Genomic DNA, 25,248 nt, shown 5'->3' on the forward strand with positions numbered 1-25,248 from the left:
ATCCACACGGGCCCGGGATTTGCTACCTCCGGTCACAAATCCTCAAGTCAATCGAAGGACGTCGCATGGGACAGGCAGTAGGGGGACGGTGGCCGCGGGCCGCCGGTCTGGGAGTGGCTTGGCTGTCGGCGGGAAGCGCCGCCTGGGCGGCCGACGGGGCGGCAGCCGCCGCGCCACCATCGGGTCTGCCATCCCTGGTGGCCGCCCAGCAGATCAGTGCGGGCGACACCGCCTGGATGATCACCGCCACCGCCCTGGTCCTGCTGATGACCCTGCCCGGTCTGGCCCTCTTCTACGCCGGCATGGTGCGCAAGAAGAACATCCTGGGCACCATGGCCCAGGTGCTGGCCGTCTCGGCCTTGGTCACCGTGCTCTGGTTCGCTGTCGGCTACAGCCTGGCCTTCATGCCGGGCTCTCCGTGGATCGGCGGGCCCGAATCGATCTGGCTGCACACCATCGCCTTCGACAAGGTGAAAAACCTGGTGTCGGTGCATCCGCTGGCGCCCACCGTACCCGAGGCGGTGTTCTGCATGTTCCAGCTGAGCTTTGCGGTCATCACCCCGGCGCTGATCGTGGGAGCCTTCGCCGAGCGCATGCGCTTTGCCGGTCTTCTGTGGTTCATGGCGCTGTGGTCGGCGTTGGTCTATGCCCCGGTGGCGCACTGGGTCTGGGCACCCGATGGCTGGCTGGCGCAGCGCGGCGCCCTGGACTTCGCGGGTGGCACCGTGGTGCACATCAATGCCGGCATTGCCGGCCTGGCGGCGGCCTTCATCCTGGGGCCGCGCCGGGGCTACGGCCAGGTGGCGCTGATGCCCTCCAACCTGGGCTACACGATGACCGGTGCCTGCCTGCTGTGGGTCGGCTGGATGGGCTTCAACGGCGGCTCGGCCGCGGCGGCCGACGGGCGGGCCGGCATGGCCATGCTGGCCACGCAGCTGGCCGCCGCTGCCGCCGCGCTGAGCTGGATGCTGGCCGAATGGCTGGTGCGCAAGACCCCCACCCTGCTGGGCTTGAGCAGCGGGGCGGTGGCGGGCCTGGTGGCCATCACGCCCGCCTCGGGCTTCGTCGGGCCGGGTGCCGCGGTGCTGATCGGCGCCCTGGCCGGTGTGGGCTGCTACTGGGGCGCCACCGGTCTCAAGCGCCTGCTGGGCGCGGACGATTCGCTGGACGTCTTCGGCGTGCACGGCGTGGGCGGCATCCTCGGCGCCCTGCTGACGGGTTGGCTGGCCGATCCGAGGATCGGCGGCGTGGAAGGCTCCCTGGCGACCCAGGCGCTGGCCGTGATGGCCACCCTGGTCTACAGCGGCGTGGTGACCTCGCTGATCCTGTGGCTGGTCCACGCGGTGATCGGGCTGCGTGTCACCGAGAAGCAGGAACAGGACGGGCTGGACCTGAGCCAGCACGGCGAACGGGTGGAATGAGCGCCCGGGCGGACCGCCGCCGGGGCCACGGGTCCTTGCAACAGGAGGTGTGAAGATGCTGGAAAGCGAGAAGCTGGCCGTGGCCGCCCACCTGCATGTGGTCATGCGGCGCAAGATCGGCCGGGTGACGGACGTGGAGTGGATGCTGCGCAGCGCGGAATACGCGCGGGAAGTCATCCGCATTGCACTGGCGGAGGCGGCCCACCCGGAGCTCATCGAGTGGGGTCAACGCCTGCAGGCCGCCCTCTTCCCGGCCCCGCCGCAGTCGGCCCCTGGCCGAGCAGCTGACCGGATGGACCGCGTCTCCGGCTTCGAGGACAGCCGCCTGTCGCGCTCGGGCTCCGCGTCGCGCCCGTCGGCCCAGACCCGCTACATCGGCAGCCTGCGCTGAGACGGTATCGGAAATGAAAAGCCCGGCCGCTTGTGGCGGCCGGGCTGTTGGTCATGCGCCGCGGTCCATGCGGCGCATCCCCCATTCAGATCAGTGGAACTGCTCTTCTTCGGTCGAGCCGGTCAGGGCCTTCACGCTGGAGGAGCCGCCCTGGATCACGGTGGTCACGTCGTCGAAGTAGCCGGCGCCGACTTCCTGCTGGTGCGACACGAAGGTGTAGCCCTGCTCGCGCGCCTTGAATTCCGGTTCCTGGACCATCTCGGTGTAGTGCTTCATGCCTTCGCCGCGAGCGTAGGCGTGGGCGAACTGGAAGGTGTTGAACCAGTTGATGTGGATGCCGGCCAGGGTGATGAACTGGTACTTGTAGCCCAGCGCCGAGAGCTCGTCCTGGAAGCGAGCGATGGTGCGGTCGTCCAGGTTCTTCTTCCAGTTGAAGGACGGCGAGCAGTTGTAGCTCAGCAGCTTGCCCGGGCAGGCGGCGTGCACGGCCTGCGCGAACTCACGGGCGAAGCCCAGGTCCGGCGTGCCGGTTTCACACCACACCAGGTCGGCGTAGGGCGCGTAGGCCACGCCGCGGCTGATGGCCTGTTCCAGACCGTTCTTGACGCGGTAGAAGCCTTCCTGGGTGCGCTCGCCGGTGCAGAAGGGCTTGTCGTTGGCGTCGTGGTCGCTGGTCAGCAGGTTGGCGGCTTCCGCGTCGGTACGGGCCAGGATCAGGGTGGACACACCCATGGTGTCGGCGGCGAAACGCGCGGCGATCAGCTTCTCGATGGCTTCCTGGGTCGGCACCAGGACCTTGCCACCCATGTGGCCGCACTTCTTCACGGCGGCCAGCTGGTCTTCGAAGTGCACGCCGGCAGCGCCCGCGGCGATCATGTTCTTCATCAGTTCGAAGGCGTTGAGCACGCCGCCGAAACCGGCTTCCGCGTCGGCCACGATGGGCAGGAAGTAGTCGACGAAGCCTTCGTCACCGGGGTTCACACCACGCGACCACTGGATCTCGTCGGCGCGCTTGAAGGTGTTGTTGATGCGGCGGACCATGGTCGGCACCGAGTCGTAGGCGTACAGCGACTGGTCGGGGTACATGGTTTCGGAGGTGTTGCCGTCGGCGGCGACTTGCCAGCCCGACAGGTACACGGCCTCCAGGCCGGCCTTGGCCTGTTGCATGGCTTGACCGGCGGTGATCGCGCCGAAGGCGTTCACGTAGCCCTTCTTGGCGCCGCCGTTGACCTTCTCCCACAGCTTCTTGGCGCCGGCCTGGGCCAGGGTGTACTCGGGCTGCAGGCTGCCGCGCAGTCGCACCACGTCGGCGGCGCTGTAGCCACGCTTCACACCCTTCCAACGGGGGTTCTCGGCCCAGTCCTTTTCCAGGGCGGCAATCTGCTGTTCGCGGGTCAGTCGGGTCATCTCAAGCTCCTCAAAAAGAGATCCATGAAAGGGGAACACGTTGGAGAGAAGCGTACGCCCGTGCAGCTGGTCAAGAAAGACTTATGTCTTATATAAGACCAAATTTCTTATCATTATAAATCAACAACTTATCAAATCTTTTTCTCAATGCGGAACGCATTTTTCCGTGATGAAAAATTTTGCTGCACCGCAAGAGACGCTGATTTCACGATGTGAAGTGACCGGCCCGCATGACGGAAAAGCGAGCGTCCGTCCAAGGCCCGCGCAGCCGCCATACCCGCTTGGCTAACATCCGTCCGGCACAGCCCGCCTCGGATGGCCAAGGCGCTGTGCATCCTCCCGGAGACACACATGTCCGGATTCCCCTATCTCACTCAAAGCGGCTTCATCGGTGCCGCACCCGCCCAGCAACAGCCCTTCGCCATCGCCGGCATCCCCTGGGATGGCTCGGTGACCAACCGACCCGGGGCCCGCTTCGGGCCACGGTCCATCCGCCAGGCCAGCCAGATGCTGTGCGACGCCACCCACCCGCTGTTCGATGTATCCCCCATCGATCGGCTGGGCGACCTGGGCGACCTGGATCTGCCCAACACCGGCATCGAGGCCATGCGCGCCGCCCTGGCGCCGCTGCTGCCTCCCTTGCTGGCCAAGCACCACATGGTCTGGCTGGGTGGTGACCACTCCATCACCCTGCCACTGCTGCGCGCCTATCGCGACCATTTCGGCGAGCCCCTGGCGGTGATCCATTTCGACGCCCACTGTGACACCTGGGAGGACCACTTCGGCGAACCCAGCGGTCATGGCACCTGGGTCTACGAAGCCATCCAGGAAGGCCTGGCGCGGGCCGACTGCTTCACCCAGATCGGCATCCGTTCCTCCGGCGTGCGCGAGGCACGCGAGTACGTGCAAGACCAGGGCGGGCAAATCTTCACCGCGCGGGCGCTCCGCGGCCTGGAAAGCCCGGCCCAGTTGGCGCCGATGCTCGACGCCATCCGCCAGCGCCTGATGGACTGCGGGAACCCGCCGCTGTATCTCAGCCTGGACATCGACTGCCTGGACCCGGCCTTCGCTCCCGGCACCGGGACGCCCGAGCCGGCCGGACTGACCAGCAACCAGGTGTTCACCATCCTCGAGGAACTGGCGGACCTGCCCTTCGTGGGCATGGACTGCGTGGAGGTGGCCCCGCCTTATGACCATGCGGAACTGACCAGCCTGGTGGCCACACAACTGGTGTGGACCTATCTGTGCGGGCGCCTGGCCCCTGCGCGCAGCTGAGCCACCGGCGGGATTGATCCGCCGCAAGGCGGGTCGAGATCCCTGCCGAGAACAATGGATTCCACACCCATCCATCTGCGATGAAGGAGGTTTCCATGGCTCGCACCCTTCCCACTCCGCTACCGCTCCACAGGATGCGTCGAGAAGTGCTGCCGCCCATCGAGCGCCTGCAGGGCACCCATCAGCGCATGATGACGACACTGCAGGACCTGGAAGCCTTGGCCCGTCGGCTTGAAACCGGAGGGGTGGACGAGACCGCCCAGACCCTCGCCGGCGGCATCCACCGCTTCTTCGAAGAGGTGGGGCGCACCCACCACGACGAGGAGGAGCGGCACATCTTCCCGGCGCTGCTGGCCAGCGCAGACCCCGTCCTGGAAGAGCAGGTCGCGCAACTGCGTCAGGACCACGGCTGGATCGAGCAGAACTGGCGTGAGCTCAGTCCCCTGCTGGATGCGCTGTCCCAAGGCCACACGTGGGTGGAAGCGGACCTGCTGCGCACCATGATCGAGGTGTTCACCCAGTTGCACCACGCACACATCGCCCTGGAAGAGTCGATGGTCTACCCCGAGGCGCGCCGCCGCGAGGCCGAGGCCCGCACCCAGACGGCCCAGCGCCGCGCCCACTGGACGAAAGAAGCGGCCTGAGCCCCCCTGCCCCGCGCTTCAGAGCGGCAGTTTGGTGGTCTTCTTGACGGTGCGCAGGACCAGGATGGAATTCGAGCGCTCGACGCCCGGCAGGCGCATCAGCACCTCGGTGTGGAAGCGCTCGAGGTCCTCGGCATCCCGGTAGGTGAAGCGGATCAGGTAATCGTTGGCGCCGGCCACGTAGTAGCAGTCCAGCACCGAGGGCTCGTCCCGCACCGCTTGCTCGAAGGCCTCCAGCAGGCTGTTGCTCATGGACTCCAGGTTCACGATGGTGAAGCTGGTGCCATGCTGTCCCACGGCCTTGGCATTGAGCAATGCGACGTACTGGGAGATGACCCCCTCGTCCTCCAACTGCTTGACCCGGCGCAGGCAGGCCGAGGGGGACAGATGCACCCGCTGGGCGAGCTCCACGTTGGAGAGCCGGCCATCGTCCTGAAGCTCATCCAGGATGGCGCGGTCCATCGCATCCAATTGCGGTGTTTTGGCAGTACTTCGCATAATATTTCTCTGTCACAAATATACGTCGCACAAAATTGCGCGATACAGGGTTCTTCCCGCATCAAGGCGCAAGCACATTGCGCGCCCGCCTGGGTAGACTCATTTCCCAAGACGCACCCACAACAACACCGCGTCACCTCACCGCTCGAACCGAACCCGATCATCCCGAGGAACTGCCTAGCGCCCACCGTATGAGCTTTCTGAGCGTCGACCAAGATCTCGCCCGCGATTCCTATTACGCCGCCACGGCCCAGCGCGATGCGCGCTTTGCCCCGCTGGATGGCTCTTCCGACTGTGATGTCGCTGTGGTGGGAGGCGGTCTTGCCGGCCTGACGGCCGCCCTGGACCTGGCCCGCATGGGACATCAGGTGACGCTGCTGGAAGCCAAACAGGTGGGCTGGGGTGCCAGCGGCCGCAACGGCGGTCAGGCCATCCACGGCCTGGCCTGCGACCAGTCGGTGATCGAAGACCAGCTCGGGCTCGACGACGCCCGTCGCGTCTGGTCCATGTCCCTGGAGGCGCTGGAACTGCTGCAGACCCGCATGGAGCAGCACCAGATCGACGCCGAATGGCGCCAGGGCTACATCGGCGTGGCCACCAACGCCCGCAAGGGTGCCGAGCTGATGCAGTGGGCCGACCGCATGGCCCAGCTCTACCAGGCCGAATTCACCCGCATCCCGGCCGCCGACATGCACCGCTGGGTCGCCAGCCCGCGTTACCACAGCGGTCTGTACGACCCGCAGTCGGGTCACCTGCACCCGCTGAAGTACGCGCTGGGCATCGCCCGCGCCGCCGCTGCCGCCGGGGTGCGCATCCACGAGGAGACGCCCGTCACCGCGCTGGAGACCGGCCCGGTCATCACCGTGCGCACGTCCCGGGGCACGCTGCGCGCCAAGAAGGTGCTGCTGGCCGGCAATGTCTACCTGCAGGGCGTGGCCGAGCACCTGGAGCGCCGCATCATGCCGGTCGGCACCTACATCGTCTGCTCCGAGGCCATGGACCCGGCCCTGGCCGACAGCCTGATCCCCACCCGCTCGGCGGTGTGCGACACCAACTTCGTGCTGGACTACCTGCGCACCACCAACGACCACCGCATGCTCTACGGTGGCCGGGTGAGCTACAGCACCGTGACGCCGCCGAACCTGGCCGAAAGCATGCGTCGACGCATGGTGCAGACCTTCCCGCAGCTCAAGGACGTGAAGGTGCAGTACGCCTGGGGCGGCTTCGTGGACATCACGATGAACCGCGCACCGGATTTCGGGCGGCTGCGCGACAACCTGTACTACCTGCAAGGCTTCTCCGGCCACGGGCTGGCACTGACCGGTCTGGCCGGCCGCCTGGTGGCCGAGGCGATGAACGGCGACGCCAGCCGCTTTGACGTCTTCGCCCGCCTGAAGCACCATGATTTCCCAGGGGGCCGCCTGCTGCGCACGCCTGCGCTGGTGCTCGGCATGGCCTGGTACCGCCTGCGCGACCTGCTGGGATGACACGGACCATGAACGACATGACTGAGACCACCTCGATCGCGGCGACCACCACGGCCGCCGCTCCCCGCAAGCCCCTGGTGCTGGTGCCCGCGTGCAACCGCATGCTGGGCGAGCATCCCTTCTACATCGCCGGCAAGAAGTACCTGGACGCCGTGCGTCTGGCCGGGGCCACCCCGCTGATCGTGCCTTCAGCGGACGCCGCGGAGATCGAGGTGCTGCTGGACATGGCCGACGGCGTGCTGCTGACCGGCTCGCCCTCCAATGTCCACCCCAGCCACTTCGGCGAAGAGGTGCACAACCCGGCCCTGCCGCTGGACCCGGCCCGGGACAGCTGGACCCTGCCGCTGATCCGCCGCGTGCTGGCCCGGGGCATTCCGCTTTTCGGCATCTGCCGCGGCACGCAGGAGACCAACGTCGCCCTGGGCGGCTCGCTGTACCAGGCGGTGCAGGAGGTCGATGGCCACGATGACCACCGCGCCCCCGAAGGTGAGCCGGCAGCCGTGCAGTACGGCCCGGCCCATCCTGTGGAGGTGGTGCCCGGTGGCGTGCTGGAGCCGCTGGTGGGCGCCGTATCCTTCCAGGTCAATTCGGTCCATGGCCAGGCCGTGAAGCAGCTGGCGCCGGGCCTGCGGGTGGAGGCCCGCGCACCCGACGGACTGGTCGAGGCCTTCTCGGTCGCCGATGCCCCGGGCTTCAGCCTGTGCGTGCAGTGGCATCCGGAATGGCTGGCGGCAGACAACCCGCAGTCGGTGGCCATGCTCACCGCCTTCGGACAGGCCTGCCGACGCTACCAATTTGCCAAATCCCAGGAGATCCGACGGACGCCGGACCGCTGAACGCGGGTGGCATCCCCCCGGCCGATGGCCGGAACCCCCGGGGCCCGCGCGGCCCGGCGCCTGAAGCAGGCGGCAATCCGCGCGTCACGAAGACCCAAAGCAGGTGCCTCATGGCCAGCAAAGAACACTTCAATTTCCTCGAGCTGGAGAACTGGCTCAACCAACATCACGTCACCGAGATCGAATGCCTGGTGCCCGACCTGACCGGTGTGGCCCGCGGCAAGATCCTGCCCCGCGAGAAGTTCACCGAAGACCGCGGCATGCGGCTGCCGGAGGCCGTCGTCGCCATGGGCGTGACCGGCGAATTCCCTGAAGAGGGACCGTACTACGACGTGATCAGCCCGATGGACCACGACATGCACCTGCGGCCCGATCCGGCCACCGTGCGCATCGTGCCCTGGGCCACCGACCCCACCGCCCAGGTGGTGCATGACTGCTACGACCGCAACGGCGCCCTGGTGCCCTTCGCGCCCCGCTCGGTACTGCGCCGCGTCTGCGACCTGTTCGCCGCCGAGGGCTGGGACCCGGTGGTGGCCCCGGAGCTGGAGTTCTACCTGGTGGCCCGCAACACCGACCCCGACATGCCGCTGAAGCCGCCGGTGGGCCGCAGCGGCCGCTCGGAAACGTCGCGCCAGGCCTACTCCATCGACGCGGTCAACGAGTTCGACCCGCTGTTCGAGGACATCTACGACTACTGCGACAAGATGGAGCTGAACGTGGACACGCTGATCCACGAAATCGGCGCCGGGCAGATGGAGATCAACTTCTTCCACGCCCACCCGCTGGGTCTGGCCGACGAGGTCTTCTTCTTCAAGCGCACGGTGCGGGAGGCCGCGCTGCGCCACGACATGTTCGCCACCTTCATGGCCAAGCCGATCGCCGGCGAGCCGGGCAGCGCCATGCACATCCACCAGAGCGTGGTGAACACCAAGACCGGCCGCAACCTGTTCAGCAACGAGGACGGCAGCCCCAGCCAGGAGTTCTTCTGGTACATCGGCGGCCTGCAGAAGTACATCCCGGCGGCCATGGCCCTGTTCGCGCCGTATGTGAACAGCTACCGCCGCCTGGCCCGCTTCACCGCCGCGCCCATCAACATCCAGTGGGGCATCGACAACCGCACCGTGGGCATCCGCTCGCCCATCTCCTCGCCGGCCGCCCGCCGCATCGAGAACCGCGTGATCGGCGCCGATGCCAACCCCTACGTCGCCCTGGCCGCCACCCTGGCCTGCGGCTACCTGGGCATCAAGAACAAGGTCCAGCCGTCGCCCGAGTGCAAGGGCGACGCCTACCTGGGCGATTACCAGCTGCCGCGCAGCCTGGGCGAAGCCCTGGAGTTGCTGCGCGCCGAGAAGGACCTGGCCAGTGTGCTGGGTGAAGCCTTCGTCACGGTCTACACCGAGGTGAAGGAGATCGAGCACGCCGAATTCATGAAGGTGATCTCGCCCTGGGAGCGCGAACACCTGCTGCTGCACGTCTGATCCCGCATCGGTCTCACGAGGACCGCTGAACGAACTTTCAAGGAACCACCATGCAACAAGACAACATCGTCATCCAGGCCCCCGCTCAGGCCACCCGTCGCAGCACCCGCGAATGGCAGCAGGCCGACGCGGCTCACTTCCTGCACCCCTTCACCGACACGGCCGCCCTGGCCAAGAAGGGCGCGCGCATCATCACCAAGGCCGAGAACATCTACCTCTGGGACAGCGAGGGCCACAAGATCCTCGACGGCATGAGCGGCCTGTGGTGCGTGAACACCGGCTACAGCCAGCCTTCGCTGATCGAGGCAGCCAACCGCCAGATGAAGGAGCTGCCGTACTACAACGCCTTCTTCCAGACCTCGACCATCCCGGCCATCGAACTGGCCGAGCTGCTGGCCCAGGTCACGCCGCCGCAGTTCAAGCATGTGTTCTACGGCACCTCGGGCTCCGAGAGCAATGACACGGTGGTGCGTCTGGTGCGCCACTACTGGGCCCTGCAGGGCCAACCGGAGCGCCAGGTCATCATCGCCCGTAAGAACGGCTACCACGGCTCCACCATGGCCGGCGCCTCGCTCAGCGGCATGGCCTACATGCACGCCCAGGGCGGCCTGCCGATCCCCAACATCACCCACATCCAGCAGCCCTTCTGGTACGAGCTGGGTGGCGACATGAGCCCGGACGAGTTCGGCAAGGTGGCCGCCGGCTGGCTGGAAGAGCGCATCCTGGAAGTCGGCCCCGAAAAGGTTGCCGCCTTCATCGGTGAACCGATCCAGGGCGCCGGCGGCGTGATCATTCCGCCCAAGACCTACTGGCCCGAGATCCAGCGCATCTGCGACAAGTACGGCATCCTGCTGGTGTCCGACGAGGTGATCTGCGGCTTCGGTCGCACCGGCAACTGGTTCGGCTGCGAGACCATGGGCAGCAAGCCCGACCTGATGACCTTCGCCAAGGGCGTCACCGCGGGCTATGTGCCGCTGGGCGGCGTGATGGTCAGCGACCGCGTGGCCGACGTGCTGATCGAGAAGGGTGGCGAGTTCGAACACGGGTACACGTATTCGGGCCACCCCGTGGCCTGCGCGGTGGCCGTGGCCAACATCAAGCTGATGCAGCAGCAGAAGCTGGTCGAGCATGTGCGCGACGATGTCGGCCCGTATCTTGCACAGCAGTTCGAGACGCTGCGTGACCATCCGCTGGTCGGCGAGGCAGTCAGCTGCGGACTGATGGGTGCCATTCAACTCGTGAAGGACAAGGCCACGCGACAGTTCTTCCCCTCCTCCCTGGAGGTGGGCATGGTCTGTCGGGGGCATTGCTTCGGCAACGGCCTGGTGATGCGTGCGGTGGGCGATCGGATGGTGATCGCTCCCCCTCTGATCATCACCCGGGCCCAGATCGACGAGATGATGACGCTGATCCGCCGCTGCCTGGACCTGACGCTGGCGGATGTCAAGGCCAAGGGCTGGCTCTGAGCCGGTCGTTGATCGACGCGTTTTCCATGAAGTGCACCATTCTTGAGCCTGCCAAAATCGCCCCAGATCGGGGCAACCCAAGGTGGTGCACTTCCGCACCCTTGCAGCTTTCGCGTTTCTTCACCCCATCATCCGTGACCCTGGAGGTTTCTTCATGAAGTTCAGTTCAGTGCGTTCCGTCTTGTCGCTGGCCATTGCCGCCCTGGCTGTGGCCGGTGGCGCAGCCCGTGCCCAGGAAGAGGAAAAGGTCCTCAACATCTACAACTGGTCCGACTACATCGCCGAAGACACGATCAAGAACTTCGAGAAGGAGACCGGCATCAAGGTCCGGTACGACAACTTCGACAACAACGAGATCGTCCACGCCAAGCTGGTGGCAGGCAAGACGGGTTACGACATCGTGGTGCCCTCCTCCAACTGGGCCAAGCTGCAAGCCGAGGGCGGGCTGCTGCAGAAGCTCGACAAGTCGCAGATCCCGAACTGGAAGCACCTGGACCCCGCCGTGCTGAAGCAGTTGGGCAACCTGGACCCGGGCAACCAGTACATGGTGAACTGGCTGTGGGGCTACACCACCGTGGGCATCAATGTGGACAAGGTCAAGGCGGCCCTGGGCGGCATGCCCATGCCGGAGAACGCCTGGGATCTGGTGTTCAAGCCCGAGTACATCTCCAAGATGAAGTCCTGCGGCGTGTCCTTCCTGGATTCCGCCTCGGAAGTGGTGCCTGCCGCCCTGCACTACCTGGGCAAGCATCCTGAAAGCAAGGTGCCGGCCGACTACGCCAAGGCCTCGCAGGTGCTCAAGGCCGTGCGCCCGTACGTGACGCTCTTCAGCTCCTCGGGCTACATCAACGACATGGCCAACGGCTCCATCTGCCTGGCGCTGGGCTGGTCGGGTGACATCAACATCGCCCGCCAGCGCGCCATCGATGGCAAGACCGGCCAGAAGATCGAGGCCCTGATCCCCAACACCGGCGGCCTGCTGTTCTTCGACACCATGGTCATTCCGGCCGACGCGCCCCACCCGGGCAACGCGCACAAGTGGATCAATTACATTCTGCGCCCCGAAGTGGATGCCAGCCTGACCAACAAGGTGTTCTACGCCAACCCCAACAAGGACTCGATCCCGTTCGTGAAGCCGGAAGTGGCGAAGAACCCGACCGTGTTCCTGTCGGCGTCGGACATGGCCAAGATGGTCGCGCCGGATTCGCTGAACAACGATCTGCGCCGCCTGCAGACCCGCACCTACACCTCGTTCAAGACCGGCCTGTAAGGAGCAGGCACGCATCATGACGCAATCTCCCGCCAGCACCCGTGACGACAGCGCCTTCCTCCAGATCCACAACGTGGTGAAGGATTTCGGAGGCTACAAGGCCGTCAACAACGTCAGCCTGGACATCGCCAAGGGCGAAATCTTCGCCCTGCTGGGGTCGTCCGGCTGCGGCAAGACGACCCTTCTGCGGATGCTGGCGGGGTTCGAGACCCCCACCTCGGGGCGGATCATCCTCAACGGCCAGGATCTGGCGGGTCTCCCGCCCTACGAGCGGCCGCTGAACATGATGTTCCAGTCGTATGCGCTGTTCCCCCACCTCACCGTGTGGGACAACATCGCGTTCGGTCTGCGTCGTGATGGCATGCCCCGGGACGCGGTCGCCGACCGCGTCGAGGCCATGCTCAAGCTGGTGCAACTGGGCAAGTACGCCAAGCGCAAGCCGCACCAGCTCTCCGGTGGCCAGCAGCAGCGGGTCGCCCTGGCCCGCAGCCTGGCCAAGCAGCCGCAGCTGCTGCTGCTGGACGAGCCCCTGGGCGCCCTGGACAAGAAGCTGCGCGAGCAGACCCAGATCGAGCTGGTGAACATCATCGAGCAGGTCGGCGTGACCTGCGTGATGGTGACCCACGACCAGGAAGAGGCCATGACCATGGCCAGCCGCATCGCGGTCATGAGCGAGGGCCGCTTCCTGCAGGTGGGCTCACCCAACGAGATCTACGAAACCCCGCAGACCCGCTTCGTGGCCGACTTCATCGGCAACGTCAACATGATGGACGGGACGGTCGAGGTGGACGAGAACGATCATGTCGTCATCGCCGGAGAGGACTGCAAGCACTATGTCGGACATGGCATCACCGGCACGCTGGGCATGCCGGTGACGGTGGCCCTGCGGCCGGAGAAGATCCACCTGGCCCGCCACAAGCCGGCCGACGAGTTCAACTGCACCGAGGGCGTCATCGAGGAGATGTCCTACTTCGGCAGCTTCACCGTCTACCGCCTCAAGCTGGCCAGTGGCGCCACCCTGAAGGTGAGCATGGCCAACACCGTGCGACAGCGCGAGGACGAACTGACCTGGGGCGACAAGGTCTGGGCCCACTGGTCCCGCTCGGCCCATGTGGTGCTGACCCAGTGAGGATGCAAGCACCATGGAACGCCTGATCCGTCTGTTCACCCAGCGGCCGAGCTGGCTCCGAGGCCGCGCCGCGGTCATCGGCCTGCCCTATGCCTGGCTGCTGATCTTCTTCCTGTTCCCCTTCCTGATCCTGGCCAAGATCAGCATCTCGGAAATGGACACGGTGGTCGTCAAGAACATCCTGTCCTACGCCGACGGCGTGATCACTCTGGTGATCAAGCTGGGCAACTACAGCTTCCTGGCCAGCGACGACCTCTACTGGAGCACCTACGTCGCCAGTCTGAAGTACGCCGCGGCCACCACCGTCCTGTGCCTGGCCATCGGCTACCCCTTCGCCTACTTCATGGCACGGGCCAAGGCAACGACACAGCCCGCCCTGCTGATGCTGGTCATGCTGCCCTTCTGGACCTCCTTCCTGCTGCGCGTCTACGCCTGGAAGGGCTTGCTGAGCGAGCATGGCTGGGTGGCCGACCTGCTGATCTCCACCGGCCTGGACCAGGTGCTGCTGGCCCTGGGCCTGATCTCGGCGCCGGGCAAGTTCATGAACACGCATTTCTCGCTGGTGCTGGGCATGACCTACACCTACCTGCCCTTCATGATCCTGCCGCTCTACTCCAACCTGGCCAAGATGGACATCCGTCTGCTGGAGGCCGCCGCCGATCTGGGCTCCACCCCGTGGGTGACCTTCTGGAAGGTCACGGTGCCCCTGTCCAAGGCGGGGATCATCGCCGGCTCGATGCTGGTGTTCATTCCCTGCGTCGGCGAGTACGTGATCCCCGAACTGCTCGGCGGGCCGGAGACGATGATGATCGGCCGCGTGGTCTGGGACGAGTTCTTCTCGAACAACGACTGGCCGATGGCCGCCACCGTCGCGGTGGTGATGATCCTGCTGATCATCGTGCCGCTGGCCATCTTCAACAAATACCAGGCTGAAGCCCAGGAGGCCCGCTGATGTTGCGCCTGTCCCCTGCCTTCAACCGCGGCTTCAGCAAGGCTTGGCTGCTGGGCGGCTTCGTCTTCCTGTACCTGCCCATCGTCGCGCTGGTCGTCTACTCCTTCAACGACTCGCCGCTGGCCAATGTCTGGCGCGGCTTCACGCTGAAGTGGTACGGCGCCCTGATGCACGACGACGAGATGCTCAGCGGCCTGTGGCTGTCGATGAAGGTCGCCTTCTTCTCGGCCACCGGTTCGGTCGTGCTGGGCACCTTCGCCGCCTTCGCCCTGGTCAAGTACAAGCGCTTCTGGGGCCGCACCATGTTCTCCGGCATGGTCAACGCCCCGCTCGTGATGCCCGAGGTGGTCATCGGCCTGTCCCTGCTGCTGATGCTGGTGGAAGTCCAGCGCGTCACCGGCTACCCGGACCGCGGTGCGATGACCATCTGGCTGGGCCACCTGTTGCTGGGCATGTCCTACGCCACCGTGGTCGTGCAGGCCCGCCTGCAGGAACTCAACCCCAGCCTGGAAGAGGCCGCGATGGACCTGGGCGCCAAGCCACGCAGCGTGTTCTTCCTGATCACATTGCCGATGATCTCTCAGGCCATGATGTCCGCCTGGCTGCTGACTTTCACGCTGTCTCTGGACGACGTGGTGGTGTCGGCCTTCCTCTCCGGCCCGGGCTCCACCACCATGCCGCTGGTGATCTTCTCCCGCGCCCGCCTGGGTCTGAACCCCACCGTCAACGCGATGGCCACGCTGATCGTGCTGGCCGTCTCCATCGGCGTGATCATCACCAGCTACGTGATCGCCCGCAACGAACGTCGCCGCCAGCAGGAGATCGCTGCTGCCGCCCGCGAATGACAGGTCATTGTCCGCACGCCCCCTCACACAGCAAGCAAGAGAAGGAAACCCCGTGATGAAGTCTCTGAGCCCCACCCTGCTGGTCGTTGCCATGACGGCCGCGTTCCCGGCGGCTGCCCAGTCGAACGAGGAACTGCTCAAGGAGTTGCAGGCCCTGAAGCAGCGCGTCAACGAGCTGGAATCCAAGCTCCAGCAGGCCCCGGCCGCGCCGGCCGGTCAGGCCCAGTGGGGCATGACGCCCGAACAGTCGGCCGAGTTCAACCGCATCGCCGCCAAGACCGAAGCCGCCGAGGACAACATGATTGCCCAGGGCCTCAAGGGCCTGAAGATCTCCGGCTACATCGAACCGACCTTCGTCTACAACCAGCGCCAGAACCGAGCCGGCTTCCAGTTCCTGAACCAGCAGTCGGACGGCTACTACTACGACACCTCATTCATGGGCGCCGCCTCGCTCGATCTGCTGAAGGAAACCGACAGCGGCACGCTGTGGCACCTGACGCTGGCACCCAACCGCGGTGTTGGCGCGGCCATCGACGGCTCCAGCATCATCCAGGAGGCATCGGTCTCCGTGGCGCTGACGGACGACCAGACCCGCTTCATCGCCGGCCAAATCCCCGACTGGTCCGGCTACGAGTACCAGCAGCCCACCCTGAATCCGTTCACCAGCCACAACCTGCTGTACGACTTCACGCTGCCCGTGGGCTACACCGGTGCCGGTCTGGACATCAAGCGCGGCCCCTGGTGGATCCGCACGGCCCTGGCCAACCTCAACTCGGCTGTGCATGACGCCGGTCAGAAGTCGCCGGCCTGGGCCTTCCGCACCGACTACGGCAAGGACGAGTTCAGCGGCGCCGGTTTCGCCAGCTTGATCGGCACGGCCCCTGTCTTCGACGTGGACGGCAATGTCGAGAAGCGCACCCTGGCCATCCTGACCGAGGTCGATGGCTACTTCACCCGCGGCGACCTGACGGTGCAGGGCCAGCTGAGCTACGGCCAGCAGAAGTCGGCCGCGATCACGCCGGACGCCAATGGCAACCGGCGTGACGCCCAGTGGTACGGCATCTCGGGCCTGGTGGGCTACATGTTCACCCCGCGCCTGCAGGGCCTGGTGCGCGCCGACTACATCTACAACCGCAAGAACGGCGGCGGCCTGTTCGGCTACAGCCAGGCGGATGACCGCAACGGCATCGGTCCCGACATGAACGGTGGCAACCCCGATGAAGGCGCCAACCGCTATGCCATCACTGTCGGTGGCAAGTACGCCTTCAACGAGAACACCACGGTCAAGCTCGAGTACCGCCTGGACGGCGCCGACAAGGCCGTCTTCTACGACGTGAAGAACGGCGACTACAAGAAGCTCAACCAGATGCTCGCGACCTCGGTGGTCGTGGCGTTCTGATCCCACGGGCGGCGCTGCGGCGCCGCCCCACACCGACCGGGGCCGTTCGCGCTGCCGCGACGGCCCTTTTTTTGCCCCTGGAGACACACCATGCCCCACCACGTGAACTGGACTGAACGCGCCCAGGCCCTCAAGGCCGATGGCCGTGCCGTGATCGACGGCCAACGCGTGGCGGCCGTTGACGGCCAGACCTTTGCCAAGCATTCGCCGGTGGACGGCCGCTTCCTGACCGACGTGGTCCGCGGCCAGCGCGCCGACATCGACGCGGCCGTGCGCAGCGCCCGCGCCGCCTTCGAGGACCGCCGCTGGGCCGGTCAGGCGCCCGCCGCCCGCAAGAAGGTGCTGCAGCGCTTTGCCGAGAAGATCCTGGCCGCCAAGGAAGAACTGGCCCTGCTTGAGACCCTGGACATGGGCAAGCCCATCCAGTACTCGATGGGCGTGGATGTGACCGCCACCGCCCGCTGCATCGCCTGGTACGGCGAGGCCGTGGACAAGATCTACGACGAGATCGCCCCCACCGGCGACCACGCCCTGGCCATGATCACCCGCGAGCCGATGGGCGTGATCGGCGCCATCGTGCCCTGGAACTACCCGATGATCATGGCCGCCTGGAAGCTGGGCCCCGCCCTGGCCGCCGGCAACTCCGTGGTCTTGAAGCCCAGCGAGAAGAGTCCGTTGACCGCCTGCCGCCTGGCCGAGCTGGCCGTCGAGGCCGGTCTGCCCCCGGGCGTCTTCAACGTGGTTCCCGGCTACGGCCACGAGGCCGGCGAGGCCCTGGCCCTGCACATGGACGTGGACGCCATCGGCTTCACCGGCTCCACCCGCGTGGGCCGCCGCATGCTGGACTACGCCGGCCAGTCCAACCTCAAGCGCGTCTACAACGAGCTGGGCGGCAAGTCGGCCTTCCTGGTCTTTGAAGACTACGGCGACATCGCCCGCGCCGCCCAGACCCTGGCCGGCAGCATGTTCTTCAACCAGGGCGAGAGCTGCAACGCGCCCTCGCGCGTGCTGGTGCAGGACAGCATCGCCGACGATTTCGTGAAGCTGCTGGCCGCCGAGGCGCCCAAGTACGCTCCGGCCGACCCGCTGCACCCCGACACCGTGCTGGGTGCCCTGGTGGACGAGACCCAGCTCAAGACGGTGATGGGCTACATCGACGCCGGCCACAGCGAAGGCGCGCAGTGCGTGGCCGGCGGCCGCCAGGCCCGCACCGACAGCGGCGGCTACTACGTCGAGCCCACCGTGTTCGCCGGTGTCAGCAACGAGATGAAGATCGCCCGCGAGGAGATCTTCGGCCCGGTCACCAGCGTGATCCGCTTCAAGACCGAGGAAGAGGCCATCGCCATCGCCAACGCCTCCAGCTACGGCCTGCAGGCCAGCGTCTGGAGCCTCAACGTCAACCGCGCCCACCGCGTGGCCCGCGCCTTGCGCGCCGGCACGGTGCACGTCAACCAATACGACGAGGACGACATGACCGTGCCCTTCGGCGGCTACAAGCAGAGCGGCAACGGGCGCGACAAGTCCCTGCATGCCTTCGACAAGTACACCGAACTGAAAACCACCTGGCTGCGGCTGGACTGAAGGGACACGCATGAGCGACACGCAGCGTGAGTCATTGCAAGCCCGGGGCGTGCACACGCTGCTGGCCCAGTTCACCGACATGCATGGCGTGGCCAAGGGCAAGTACGTGCCCCTGGCCCAGTTGGACGAGTTGATCGAGACCGGCGCTGGCTTTGCGGGGCCCTCCATCTGGGGCACCGGCCTGCCGCGCACCGGCCCCCGGGCCGAGTACTACGCCCGGGCTGACCTGGCGCACCCGATCGATCCCCTGCCCTGGCAGCCCGGCTACGCCCGGGTGGTGTGCGACGGCTTCGTCGCCGGCCAGCCCTTCGAGGCCTGCCCGCGCCAGGTGCTCAAGCGCGCCAGCGCCCGCCTGGCCGAGCGCGGCTGGCAGCTCAAGACCGGCATCGAGCCCGAGTTCTTCCTGCTGCAGAAACAGGAGGGGCGTTGGCTGCCCGCCGACGATGGCGACCGGCTGGACAAACCCAGCTACGACCTGAAGTCGCTGCCCCGCAAGGCCGCCTTCCTGCATGGTTTGCAGGACACCTTGAGCGGCTGGGGTCGCCAGGTGCTGCAGCTGGACCACGAGGACGCCCACGGCCAGTACGAGGTCAACTTCGCCTACGACGAGGCCCTGGCCAGCGCCGACCACCTGATGGGCTTCAAGCTCGCCGCCCAGGCTCTGGCCGAGCGCGAAGGCTGGGTCTTCTCGATGATGCCCAAGCCCTTTGCCAACCAGCCTGGCAGCGGCCTGCACTTCCATGTCTCGCTGTGGGACCTGAAGGACCCGGCCCACGGCAAGGGCCTCTTCAGCCCCAGCGCGGACGAGCGGACCCAGGGCCATGACCTGTCGCTGCTGGGCCGCCAGTTCATCGCCGGCGTGCTGGCCCATGCGCCGGCGCTGTGCGCGCTGGCTGCCCCCACGGTCAACAGCTACAAGCGCCTGGTGGTGGGGGAATCGCTCTCGGGCACCACCTGGGCGCCGGCCTATGTGGCCCATGGCCCCAACAACCGCACCGCCATGGTCCGCACCCTGCCCGGCCGCTTCGAGTGGCGGCTGCCCGACGCCAGCGCCAACCCCTACCTGGCCACCGCGGTGCTGATTGCAGCCGGTCTGGACGGCATCGACCGCGGCCTGGATCCGGGGCCGGCCTGCACCGAGGACCTGTTCGCCCTGTCCCTGGGCGAGATCCATCGGCGTGGCGTCCCGCTGCTGCCGCAGTCCCTGGCCGAGGCGGTGGACGCCCTGGCCGCCGACGCGGTGGTGGCCGCCGCCCTGGGCCCGGTGTTGCATGGCGAGTTCCTGCGTCTCAAGCGTGACGAATGGTTGGGCTACGCTCGACACGTCAGCACTTGGGAGCTCGAGCGCTATGCCGCCACCTTCTGAACGTCGCCGCAACTGGCTCAAAGCGGCCCTGGCTGCGGGCGTGGCCCTGCCCTGGTCGACCGCACGGGCCCAGTCGGAGCCCGTCGGCACCCGCGAGACGATCCGCCTGGGCCAGTCGGTGCCTCTGTCGGGCCCGGCCCAGCACCTGGGCATCGAGTACCAGCGCGGCCTGCAACTGGCCGTGCAGGCCGCCAATGCCGCCGGGGGCGTGCGCGGTCAGCGCCTGGAGCTGATCAGCTACGACGACCGCTACGAACCCGAAGTGGCCCTGGCCAACACCCAGGACCTGATGGCGGACAAGGTCTTCGCCCTGGTCGGCTACGTGGGCACCGATGCGGTGAACCGCTGCCTGCCCCTGGCCGAGAAGGCCGGCGTGCCGATGCTGGCCCCGCTGACCGGCGCCGAGAGCCTGCGGCGCAACCCCTCGCGCTGGCTGTGGCACCTGCGCCCCGGCCTGAGCGCCGAAACCACCCTGATCGCCCGCAGCCTGCGCACCATCGGCTTCCGCCGGGTGGCGGTGCTGCAGCAGGACGATGCCGACGGTCAGGCCGGCATGGACGCCCTGCAGCAGGCCCTGGCCGCCGCCGGCCTGCCGCCGCCGGTGGCCCTGGCCCGCGTGGCCCGCAACTCCACCAACCAGGTGGAATGGAAGTCGCGCGACATCCAGAGCGCGGCCCACACCCTGATGTCGGGCAATCCGATGGCGGTGGTGTTCCTCGCCGCCTATGCCTCCACCGCCGCGGTGATGTTGGCCTTGCGCGATGCCGGCTTTGCCGGTGGCTGCTACGCCACCAGTCTGTCCAGCGCCGCGGCCATCGGGCCGCTGCTGGGCGCCAAGGCGGGTGGCCTGTCGGTCACCCAGGTCATGCCCTCGCCTTTCGACAGCTCGCGTCCCGTGGTGGCCACCTACCAGCGCCTGCTGCAGGTCAGCGGCGGGCCCGCACCGGAGTACGTCTCGCTCGAAGGTTGGGTGGCGGGCAACGCCATCGTCGAGGGCCTGCGGCGCATGCCGCGGGGCGGCGGCCGGGCGGCCTTCATGCAGGCGATGGAGGGCCTGGCCGGCTGGGATGCCGGCGGCCTGGTGCTGCGCTGGGACGCGCAGCGGCGTCAGGCCATCTCTGAAGTGGCCATGACGGTGCTGGACCGCGAAGGCCGGCCGATCCGCTGAGCGACCGGCCCCCGCGCGGGCTCACTTCAGCGTGGCCAGGTAGGCGATGACGTCGGCCCGGTCCTTGGCCTCGGGCAGGCCGTCGAACTTCATCTTCCCGCCAGGAATGGCCTTCTTCGGCAGGGTCAGATAGGCATCCAGCTCGGCCTCGGTCCAAGCCTTGCCGCTGGCCTTGAGTGCGTCAGAGTAGGCGAAGTCGCCCACCGCCCCGGCCTTGCGACCGAAGCTCTGGAACAAGGACGGCCCCTTCTTGTTCTTGCCTTCCTTGGTGCTGTGGCACTCGGCACAGTTCTCGGCATAGACGCGGGCGCCCACCTTGGCGTCGCCCGCGGCCTGCGCCAGCTCGGAGTGCAGCGCCCCGGCCAGCGCCATCAGGCTCAGGCCGCCTGCGCTGAGGATGGATTTCAATGTCGACATATCGTCTCGGTTCCGTGTGTCAGAAGCTGGTCCAGGCGAAGAGGAACAGCGTGTTGTTGTCAGAAGCCTTGCGCCCGTTGCCATCGACGTTGCGGAAGGCGCCGTTGTACTGGTTGTAGGCGGTGTACTGCAGGCCCAGGCGCAGGTTGGCCCACGGCGCCTGCCAGGAATCTTCCTTGCCCCAGGGCGTCCAGTCGGCCTGGAACACCGTGCCGCGGGTGTTGGGCACCATGGCACCGTTGCTGCTGTAGAGCAGGCTGTCGCGGTCGCCGGTGGTCATGAAGCGGCCCAGGCTCAGGCCGTAGGTCTGCTGGTAGTTGTAGGAGGCGTTCACCCGCGTCTCACGCAGGTAGCCGTGGGCGTGGTCCGCCTCGCCCGCGGCAACCATGGCGTCACGCTTCTGGCGCTCCCAGATGGTGCTGCCCTGCAGGGTGAAGATGTGCTCGCGGGTGCCCAGGAACTGGTACTGGCCGTCGATGCCGACGTCGTGGTACTGGTTGCGCGGCCCGCCGGGCTGGCGGTCGGGCTGGATGCCGGCGTTGAAGCCGAACAGGCCCACCGAATAGGCGCGGCTGTGGTGGTCCTGGAACCAGGCCAGGCGCCAGTAGCCGGCATTGGACACGCGGCCGGGATCGTCCGCGGTGCCCAGGCTCATGCGCTCCTGCATCGTGCGCGAGAGGTCGCGATAGCCCCCCAGTTCGGCATACCACTGGTTGTCATAGAAGCCGTAGGCGGTCAGGCCCAGCACATGCTGCTCCAGCCCGCCGTTGATCAGCGTGCCGGTCTCCGGACCGCTGAAGCCCAGGGCCGAGGCCGCATACGGGTAGCCCCAGACCGGCATGGTGTTGAACGGGTCCTGCACACCGGGGTTGTTGTTCAGCGAAACCCCCAGGGTCAGGTCCTTGCCGGCCAGGCTGGTGCTGTGCGCGAAGCGCACGTCCATCTGGTCCAGCGAACTGGACTTGCCCACGCCGTCATAGGTGATCTGGGTGAAGGTGCCCAGCTGGTCGGCCAGCCGGCCGGCGATGAACAGCGAGGCCTCGTCCAGCGTCTTGTTGTTGTTGAGCTTGGCGCCGTCGGCCGGCGGCTCGGCCTGGTCCTTGGCGGTGCGGGTCATCGAGGCCACCAGCATGCCCGACAGGGGCAGCTTGCCCGGCTGGCCATCGGTGTCGGCGTAGCCGCCGAGCTTGAACTTGACGCCGTAAGGCGTCAGCTGCGGGCCGAAGCCGCCCACGTGGCAGGCCACGCAGTCCTGCCCGGTCTGGCGGGCATAGCTGGGCACGGCGTGGCTGGGCGTGGCGGCTGTCAGCGCGGCCAGCAGGCCGGCGGCGCGGGTCAGCCACAGGCGCCATCGGTGGAAATGTCGGGACAAGGTCATGCGATCGTCTCCTCTCGGAACGAGGGTGGGTTTGCGGGAAGCGGAAGGAAAAAAGGGGACGGCAGGACGGCGCCGGCGCGGCTCAGCGCGAGGCGCGGGCCGGCGGCCACATCGCCGCGAGCACGCCGTCCCGGCGCACCCAGTGGTGGAACAGCGCCGCAGCAGCGTGCAGGCCAATCAGGCCGGCGAAGATCCAGGCCAGGGTGCCGTGCCAGTCCTCCAGCGTGTCGGCCAGGTCCGGGTCCGGCTCCATCAGGGCCGGCAGATGGCCGCCCCAGGGCAGGTTCACCGTCTGCCCCTGGGCGCTGCTGAGCACCCAGCCCAACAGCGGCAGGCCCAGCATGAACAGGTAGAGCAGCGCATGGATGCCCGCGGCGATCCAACGCTGCCAGGCGGGGTCATCGGAGGTGCCTTCGGCCAGGCGCAGCCGGGTGCGCAGCACCAGGCGGGTGAAAGCCAGCAAGGCAATCGACAGACCCGCCCAACGGTGCAGCATCAGCAGCAAGGACTCGAGCGCCTTGCCATCGACGTAGTCCCGCCCCAGCACGAAGCCGAAGGCCGCCACCAGCAGACCGAAGGTCAGCCAGTGAGCCACCACGATGGGGCGCGGATGCCAGGCCGCCGAGTCTGCGGACGGGGTGGGGAGTTCCGGAGAAGCCATGGTCGTTTCAGGTGCATCGAACATGGCCGACAGGCTAGAAGGGGCCAACCTTCAAAAGCCTGACAGTGACTGCAAGGGAATGTCACAGCGCGGCGGGAAACTCCACGCGCACCCGCAGCCCCCGGCCTTCCGCTCCGTCCAGCAGACGCACCTGCGCCTGGTGCCGCTCGGCCACCTCGCGCACGATGGCCAGGCCCAGGCCGCTGCCGCCGGGTGCGGCCCCCGGCGCCTGGAAGAAGCGGTCGAAGACCTTGTCGCGCAGGGCCGGCGGGATGCCCGGCCCCTCGTCCTCCACCTCCAGCCAGGCGCCGCCGGAGTCATCGCTGCCGCAGCGCACGGTCACACGGCCACCGGGTGGGCTGTGTCTCAAGGCGTTGTGGATCAGATTGCCCAGGAGTTCATGCAGCATCCAGGCCGACCCCCGCACCGCCGCCGGCTGGGACTCGAAACCCAGGTCCACCTCGGCGGCCAGCGCGGTGTCCAGCCACTGGGAAGCGGCGTCCTCCAGCAGTTCGGCCAGATCGACCGGCGCCGCGGCCTCGGCCGCGGCCGCCTGCGGCCCCGACCGCGCCAGCGCCAGCATCTGGTGGGTCGAGCGGGTCATGCGCTGCAGCGCCTCCTGCACCCCGGCCAGGCGCTCGCGTGGCTCACCCGCCACCTCGCGGCTGACCAACTCGATCTGGTTGACCACCCCCGCCAGCGGCGTGCGCAGCTGATGCGCCGCATTGGAGAGAAAGGCCTGCTGCACCTGGGCCGAGGCCCGCAGATGGGCCATGAGCCGGTTGAGCGCCACAACCAGCGGCTTGAGTTCGCTGGGCAGCGGAGATTCGGGAATCTGGCCCAGATCCTCCTGCGAACGATGCCCCACCTGCTCGCTCAGGCGATCCAGCGGCGCCAGGGCGAAGTTCACCCCCAGCCACACCAGGCCCAGGGCCAGCAGCAGCAGCACCAGATTGGGCACGACGGTGTCCACCAGCACATGGTGGATCTGGCCGACGCGGCGCTCCGTCGTCTCGGCCACCACCACCGTCACCGGCCCCAGGGGCGAGCGGTGCGGCAAGGCCACCACCCGCACATCGCTGCCCTGCCAACGGGTGTCCGCAAACACCGCCCAGTCGCCCAGCGGCGGCGCGATCAGGGTCATCAATCGCGCGTCACCCCCCAGCAAGTTGCCCTTGGCATCCTGCACCGCGAAAAAGAGGCGATCCCGCCCGTCGGCCAGTTGCATGGCCTGCACGGTGCGGGCCAGATGGGGACCGACGTCGTCGTCGTGCGTGTCGTCGGCATCCACGTCCAGCCGGGTGGCCAGCGCGATGGCAATGCGCGAGAGCGCCAGATCCTGGTTGCTGCGGGCCCGGTCGGCCCACTGGTTGTAGTCGTACACGGCGCTGAGCAGCAGCACGGCCAGCAGCGGCCACCACAGCAGGCGCAGCAGCCGGCCACGCAGGGAGGGCGGATCGGCCAGGGTCATGCCGGCACCAGATCCAGCCGGTAGCCGATGCCCCGCACGGTGCGGATCGTCACCCCGCTGTCGGCCAGCTTGTTGCGCACCCGCGAGACGTAGATCTCGATGGCGTTGTCGGTGATCTCCTTGTCCCAGCGGCTCAGGCTGTCGGCCAGCTTGCGCTTGGCCAGCACCTTGGGCGTGGCCAGCACCAGGGCCAGCAGCAGGTCCCACTCCCGCCCCGTCAGGGTCAGCGGCTGCCCCGCCAGCTCGGCCTCGTGGCTGGCGATGTCCATCGCCAGCGGGCCCACCTCCACCCGGGAACTCGCCGCCGACTGGCTGCGGCGGATCAGGGCCTGCACCCGGGCCAGCAATTCCGGCAGCAGAAAGGGCTTGATCAGGTAGTCGTCCGCCCCTTCATTGAGGCCCTGCACGCGGTCGTCCAGGCCGTCCCGGGCCGTCAGCATCAGCACCGGCACCTTGTTGCCGCTGCGCCGCAGTTCCCGCAGCAGAGCCAGACCATCCATGCCCGGCAGGCCGATGTCCACGATGGCCAGGTCGTGCATGCCGTGGGACAAGGCGTCCAGGGCGGGCTCGGCCGCGCCAAGCACGTCCAGCTCCATGCCCGCCTCGGCCAGGGCCGCCGCCAGCGCGCGTTGCAGCAGTTCGTCGTCCTCCACCAGCAGGATGCGCATCCCCGAAACCCCGTTGCCGCCCATGCCGGGCACCGTATCG

General features: G+C 67.4%; 23 protein-coding genes. 16 read left to right on the forward strand and 7 right to left on the reverse strand.

The window, feature by feature from the left end:
• Nucleotides 1–65: 65 nt before the first annotated feature.
• Nucleotides 66–1,421: an ammonium transporter gene (locus LRM40_RS09530; RefSeq protein ID WP_151122971.1), complete on the forward strand. Its 1,356-nt coding sequence runs from the start codon at nt 66–68 to the stop codon at nt 1,419–1,421.
• A gap of 55 nt (nt 1,422–1,476) precedes the next feature.
• Nucleotides 1,477–1,812 (forward strand): hypothetical protein, encoded by a 336-nt coding sequence (locus LRM40_RS09535; RefSeq protein WP_151122973.1) that lies wholly within the window; start codon nt 1,477–1,479, stop codon nt 1,810–1,812.
• A gap of 90 nt (nt 1,813–1,902) precedes the next feature.
• Here LRM40_RS09535 and aceA read toward each other — a convergent pair whose 3' ends face one another.
• The gene (aceA, locus tag LRM40_RS09540) at nt 1,903–3,219 is read right to left on the reverse strand and encodes an isocitrate lyase (protein WP_151122976.1); all 1,317 of its coding nucleotides are present in this window, start codon (nt 3,217–3,219) and stop codon (nt 1,903–1,905) included.
• Nucleotides 3,220–3,570: 351 nt separating this feature from the next.
• On the opposite strand from aceA, the gene speB reads away from it, so the two are divergent.
• Together speB and LRM40_RS09550 are read left to right on the forward strand one after the other, a co-directional pair.
• On the forward strand, nt 3,571–4,494 hold the full coding sequence (speB, locus tag LRM40_RS09545; RefSeq protein WP_151122978.1) for an agmatinase: 924 nt from the start codon (nt 3,571–3,573) through the stop codon (nt 4,492–4,494).
• A gap of 146 nt (nt 4,495–4,640) precedes the next feature.
• Complete coding sequence (locus LRM40_RS09550) at nt 4,641–5,138, forward strand: hemerythrin domain-containing protein (protein ID WP_231067490.1); 498 nt, start codon at nt 4,641–4,643, stop codon at nt 5,136–5,138.
• Nucleotides 5,139–5,156: 18 nt separating this feature from the next.
• Here the strand turns inward: LRM40_RS09550 and LRM40_RS09555 are convergent, their stop codons facing one another.
• Nucleotides 5,157–5,600: an Lrp/AsnC family transcriptional regulator gene (locus LRM40_RS09555; RefSeq protein ID WP_374427221.1), complete on the reverse strand. Its 444-nt coding sequence runs from the start codon at nt 5,598–5,600 to the stop codon at nt 5,157–5,159.
• A 227-nt stretch (nt 5,601–5,827) separates the two neighbouring features.
• Between LRM40_RS09555 and LRM40_RS09560 the strand changes: the two genes are divergently transcribed.
• The 12 genes from LRM40_RS09560 to LRM40_RS09615 all read left to right on the forward strand — a co-directional run bounded on the left by LRM40_RS09560 (nt 5,828) and on the right by LRM40_RS09615 (nt 20,613).
• Complete coding sequence (locus tag LRM40_RS09560; protein WP_151122984.1) at nt 5,828–7,123, forward strand: NAD(P)/FAD-dependent oxidoreductase; 1,296 nt, start codon at nt 5,828–5,830, stop codon at nt 7,121–7,123.
• Between the two features lie 17 nt (nt 7,124–7,140).
• Nucleotides 7,141–7,959, forward strand: a complete 819-nt coding sequence (locus tag LRM40_RS09565; protein WP_151123071.1) for a gamma-glutamyl-gamma-aminobutyrate hydrolase family protein — start codon at nt 7,141–7,143, stop codon at nt 7,957–7,959.
• A gap of 110 nt (nt 7,960–8,069) precedes the next feature.
• Nucleotides 8,070–9,437 (forward strand): glutamine synthetase family protein, encoded by a 1,368-nt coding sequence (locus tag LRM40_RS09570; protein ID WP_151122986.1) that lies wholly within the window; start codon nt 8,070–8,072, stop codon nt 9,435–9,437.
• 50 nt (nt 9,438–9,487) lie between these two features.
• Nucleotides 9,488–10,903 (forward strand): aspartate aminotransferase family protein, encoded by a 1,416-nt coding sequence (locus tag LRM40_RS09575; protein WP_151122988.1) that lies wholly within the window; start codon nt 9,488–9,490, stop codon nt 10,901–10,903.
• A 154-nt stretch (nt 10,904–11,057) separates the two neighbouring features.
• The gene (locus LRM40_RS09580) at nt 11,058–12,173 is read left to right on the forward strand and encodes a polyamine ABC transporter substrate-binding protein (RefSeq protein WP_151122990.1); all 1,116 of its coding nucleotides are present in this window, start codon (nt 11,058–11,060) and stop codon (nt 12,171–12,173) included.
• A gap of 16 nt (nt 12,174–12,189) precedes the next feature.
• Entirely contained in the window at nt 12,190–13,302 is a 1,113-nt protein-coding gene (locus LRM40_RS09585; protein ID WP_151122992.1) for an ABC transporter ATP-binding protein, read from the forward strand.
• Nucleotides 13,303–13,315: 13 nt separating this feature from the next.
• Entirely contained in the window at nt 13,316–14,254 is a 939-nt protein-coding gene (locus tag LRM40_RS09590) for an ABC transporter permease (protein ID WP_151122994.1), read from the forward strand.
• Complete coding sequence (locus tag LRM40_RS09595; RefSeq protein WP_151122996.1) at nt 14,254–15,099, forward strand: ABC transporter permease subunit; 846 nt, start codon at nt 14,254–14,256, stop codon at nt 15,097–15,099. The genes LRM40_RS09590 and LRM40_RS09595 overlap by 1 nt, the downstream gene beginning before the upstream one ends.
• A 55-nt stretch (nt 15,100–15,154) precedes the next feature.
• Nucleotides 15,155–16,498 carry a DUF3138 family protein gene (locus tag LRM40_RS09600; protein WP_151123072.1) on the forward strand — a complete coding sequence of 448 codons (1,344 nt, stop codon included), beginning with the start codon at nt 15,155–15,157 and terminating at the stop codon, nt 16,496–16,498.
• A gap of 90 nt (nt 16,499–16,588) precedes the next feature.
• A complete protein-coding gene (locus tag LRM40_RS09605) occupies nt 16,589–18,079 on the forward strand; it encodes an aldehyde dehydrogenase (protein ID WP_151122998.1) in 1,491 nt (496 codons plus the stop codon).
• Between the two features lie 10 nt (nt 18,080–18,089).
• Entirely contained in the window at nt 18,090–19,445 is a 1,356-nt protein-coding gene (gene glnT, locus LRM40_RS09610) for a type III glutamate--ammonia ligase (protein ID WP_151123000.1), read from the forward strand.
• Nucleotides 19,429–20,613: an ABC transporter substrate-binding protein gene (locus LRM40_RS09615; RefSeq protein ID WP_170288807.1), complete on the forward strand. Its 1,185-nt coding sequence runs from the start codon at nt 19,429–19,431 to the stop codon at nt 20,611–20,613. Before glnT ends, LRM40_RS09615 begins: the two co-directional genes overlap by 17 nt.
• 21 nt (nt 20,614–20,634) lie before the next feature.
• On the opposite strand, the gene LRM40_RS09620 is transcribed toward LRM40_RS09615, so the two are convergent.
• From LRM40_RS09620 to LRM40_RS09640, 5 genes are all read right to left on the reverse strand, one after another.
• Nucleotides 20,635–21,030: a c-type cytochrome gene (locus tag LRM40_RS09620; protein WP_151123004.1), complete on the reverse strand. Its 396-nt coding sequence runs from the start codon at nt 21,028–21,030 to the stop codon at nt 20,635–20,637.
• 19 nt (nt 21,031–21,049) lie between these two features.
• Entirely contained in the window at nt 21,050–22,408 is a 1,359-nt protein-coding gene (locus tag LRM40_RS09625) for a cytochrome C (protein WP_151123006.1), read from the reverse strand.
• An 82-nt stretch (nt 22,409–22,490) separates the two neighbouring features.
• Nucleotides 22,491–23,069, reverse strand: coding sequence for a cytochrome b (locus LRM40_RS09630; protein ID WP_170288808.1), 579 nt, complete (start codon nt 23,067–23,069; stop codon nt 22,491–22,493).
• An 82-nt stretch (nt 23,070–23,151) separates the two neighbouring features.
• Entirely contained in the window at nt 23,152–24,540 is a 1,389-nt protein-coding gene (locus LRM40_RS09635) for a sensor histidine kinase (RefSeq protein WP_151123010.1), read from the reverse strand.
• Complete coding sequence (locus LRM40_RS09640) at nt 24,537–25,208, reverse strand: response regulator (protein WP_151123012.1); 672 nt, start codon at nt 25,206–25,208, stop codon at nt 24,537–24,539. The genes LRM40_RS09635 and LRM40_RS09640 overlap by 4 nt, the downstream gene beginning before the upstream one ends.
• Between the last annotated feature and the right edge of the window lie 40 nt (nt 25,209–25,248).

Origin of the sequence: Ideonella dechloratans (assembly GCF_021049305.1) — a bacterium.
In the GTDB taxonomy this organism is placed as follows: domain Bacteria; phylum Pseudomonadota; class Gammaproteobacteria; order Burkholderiales; family Burkholderiaceae_C; genus Ideonella; species Ideonella dechloratans.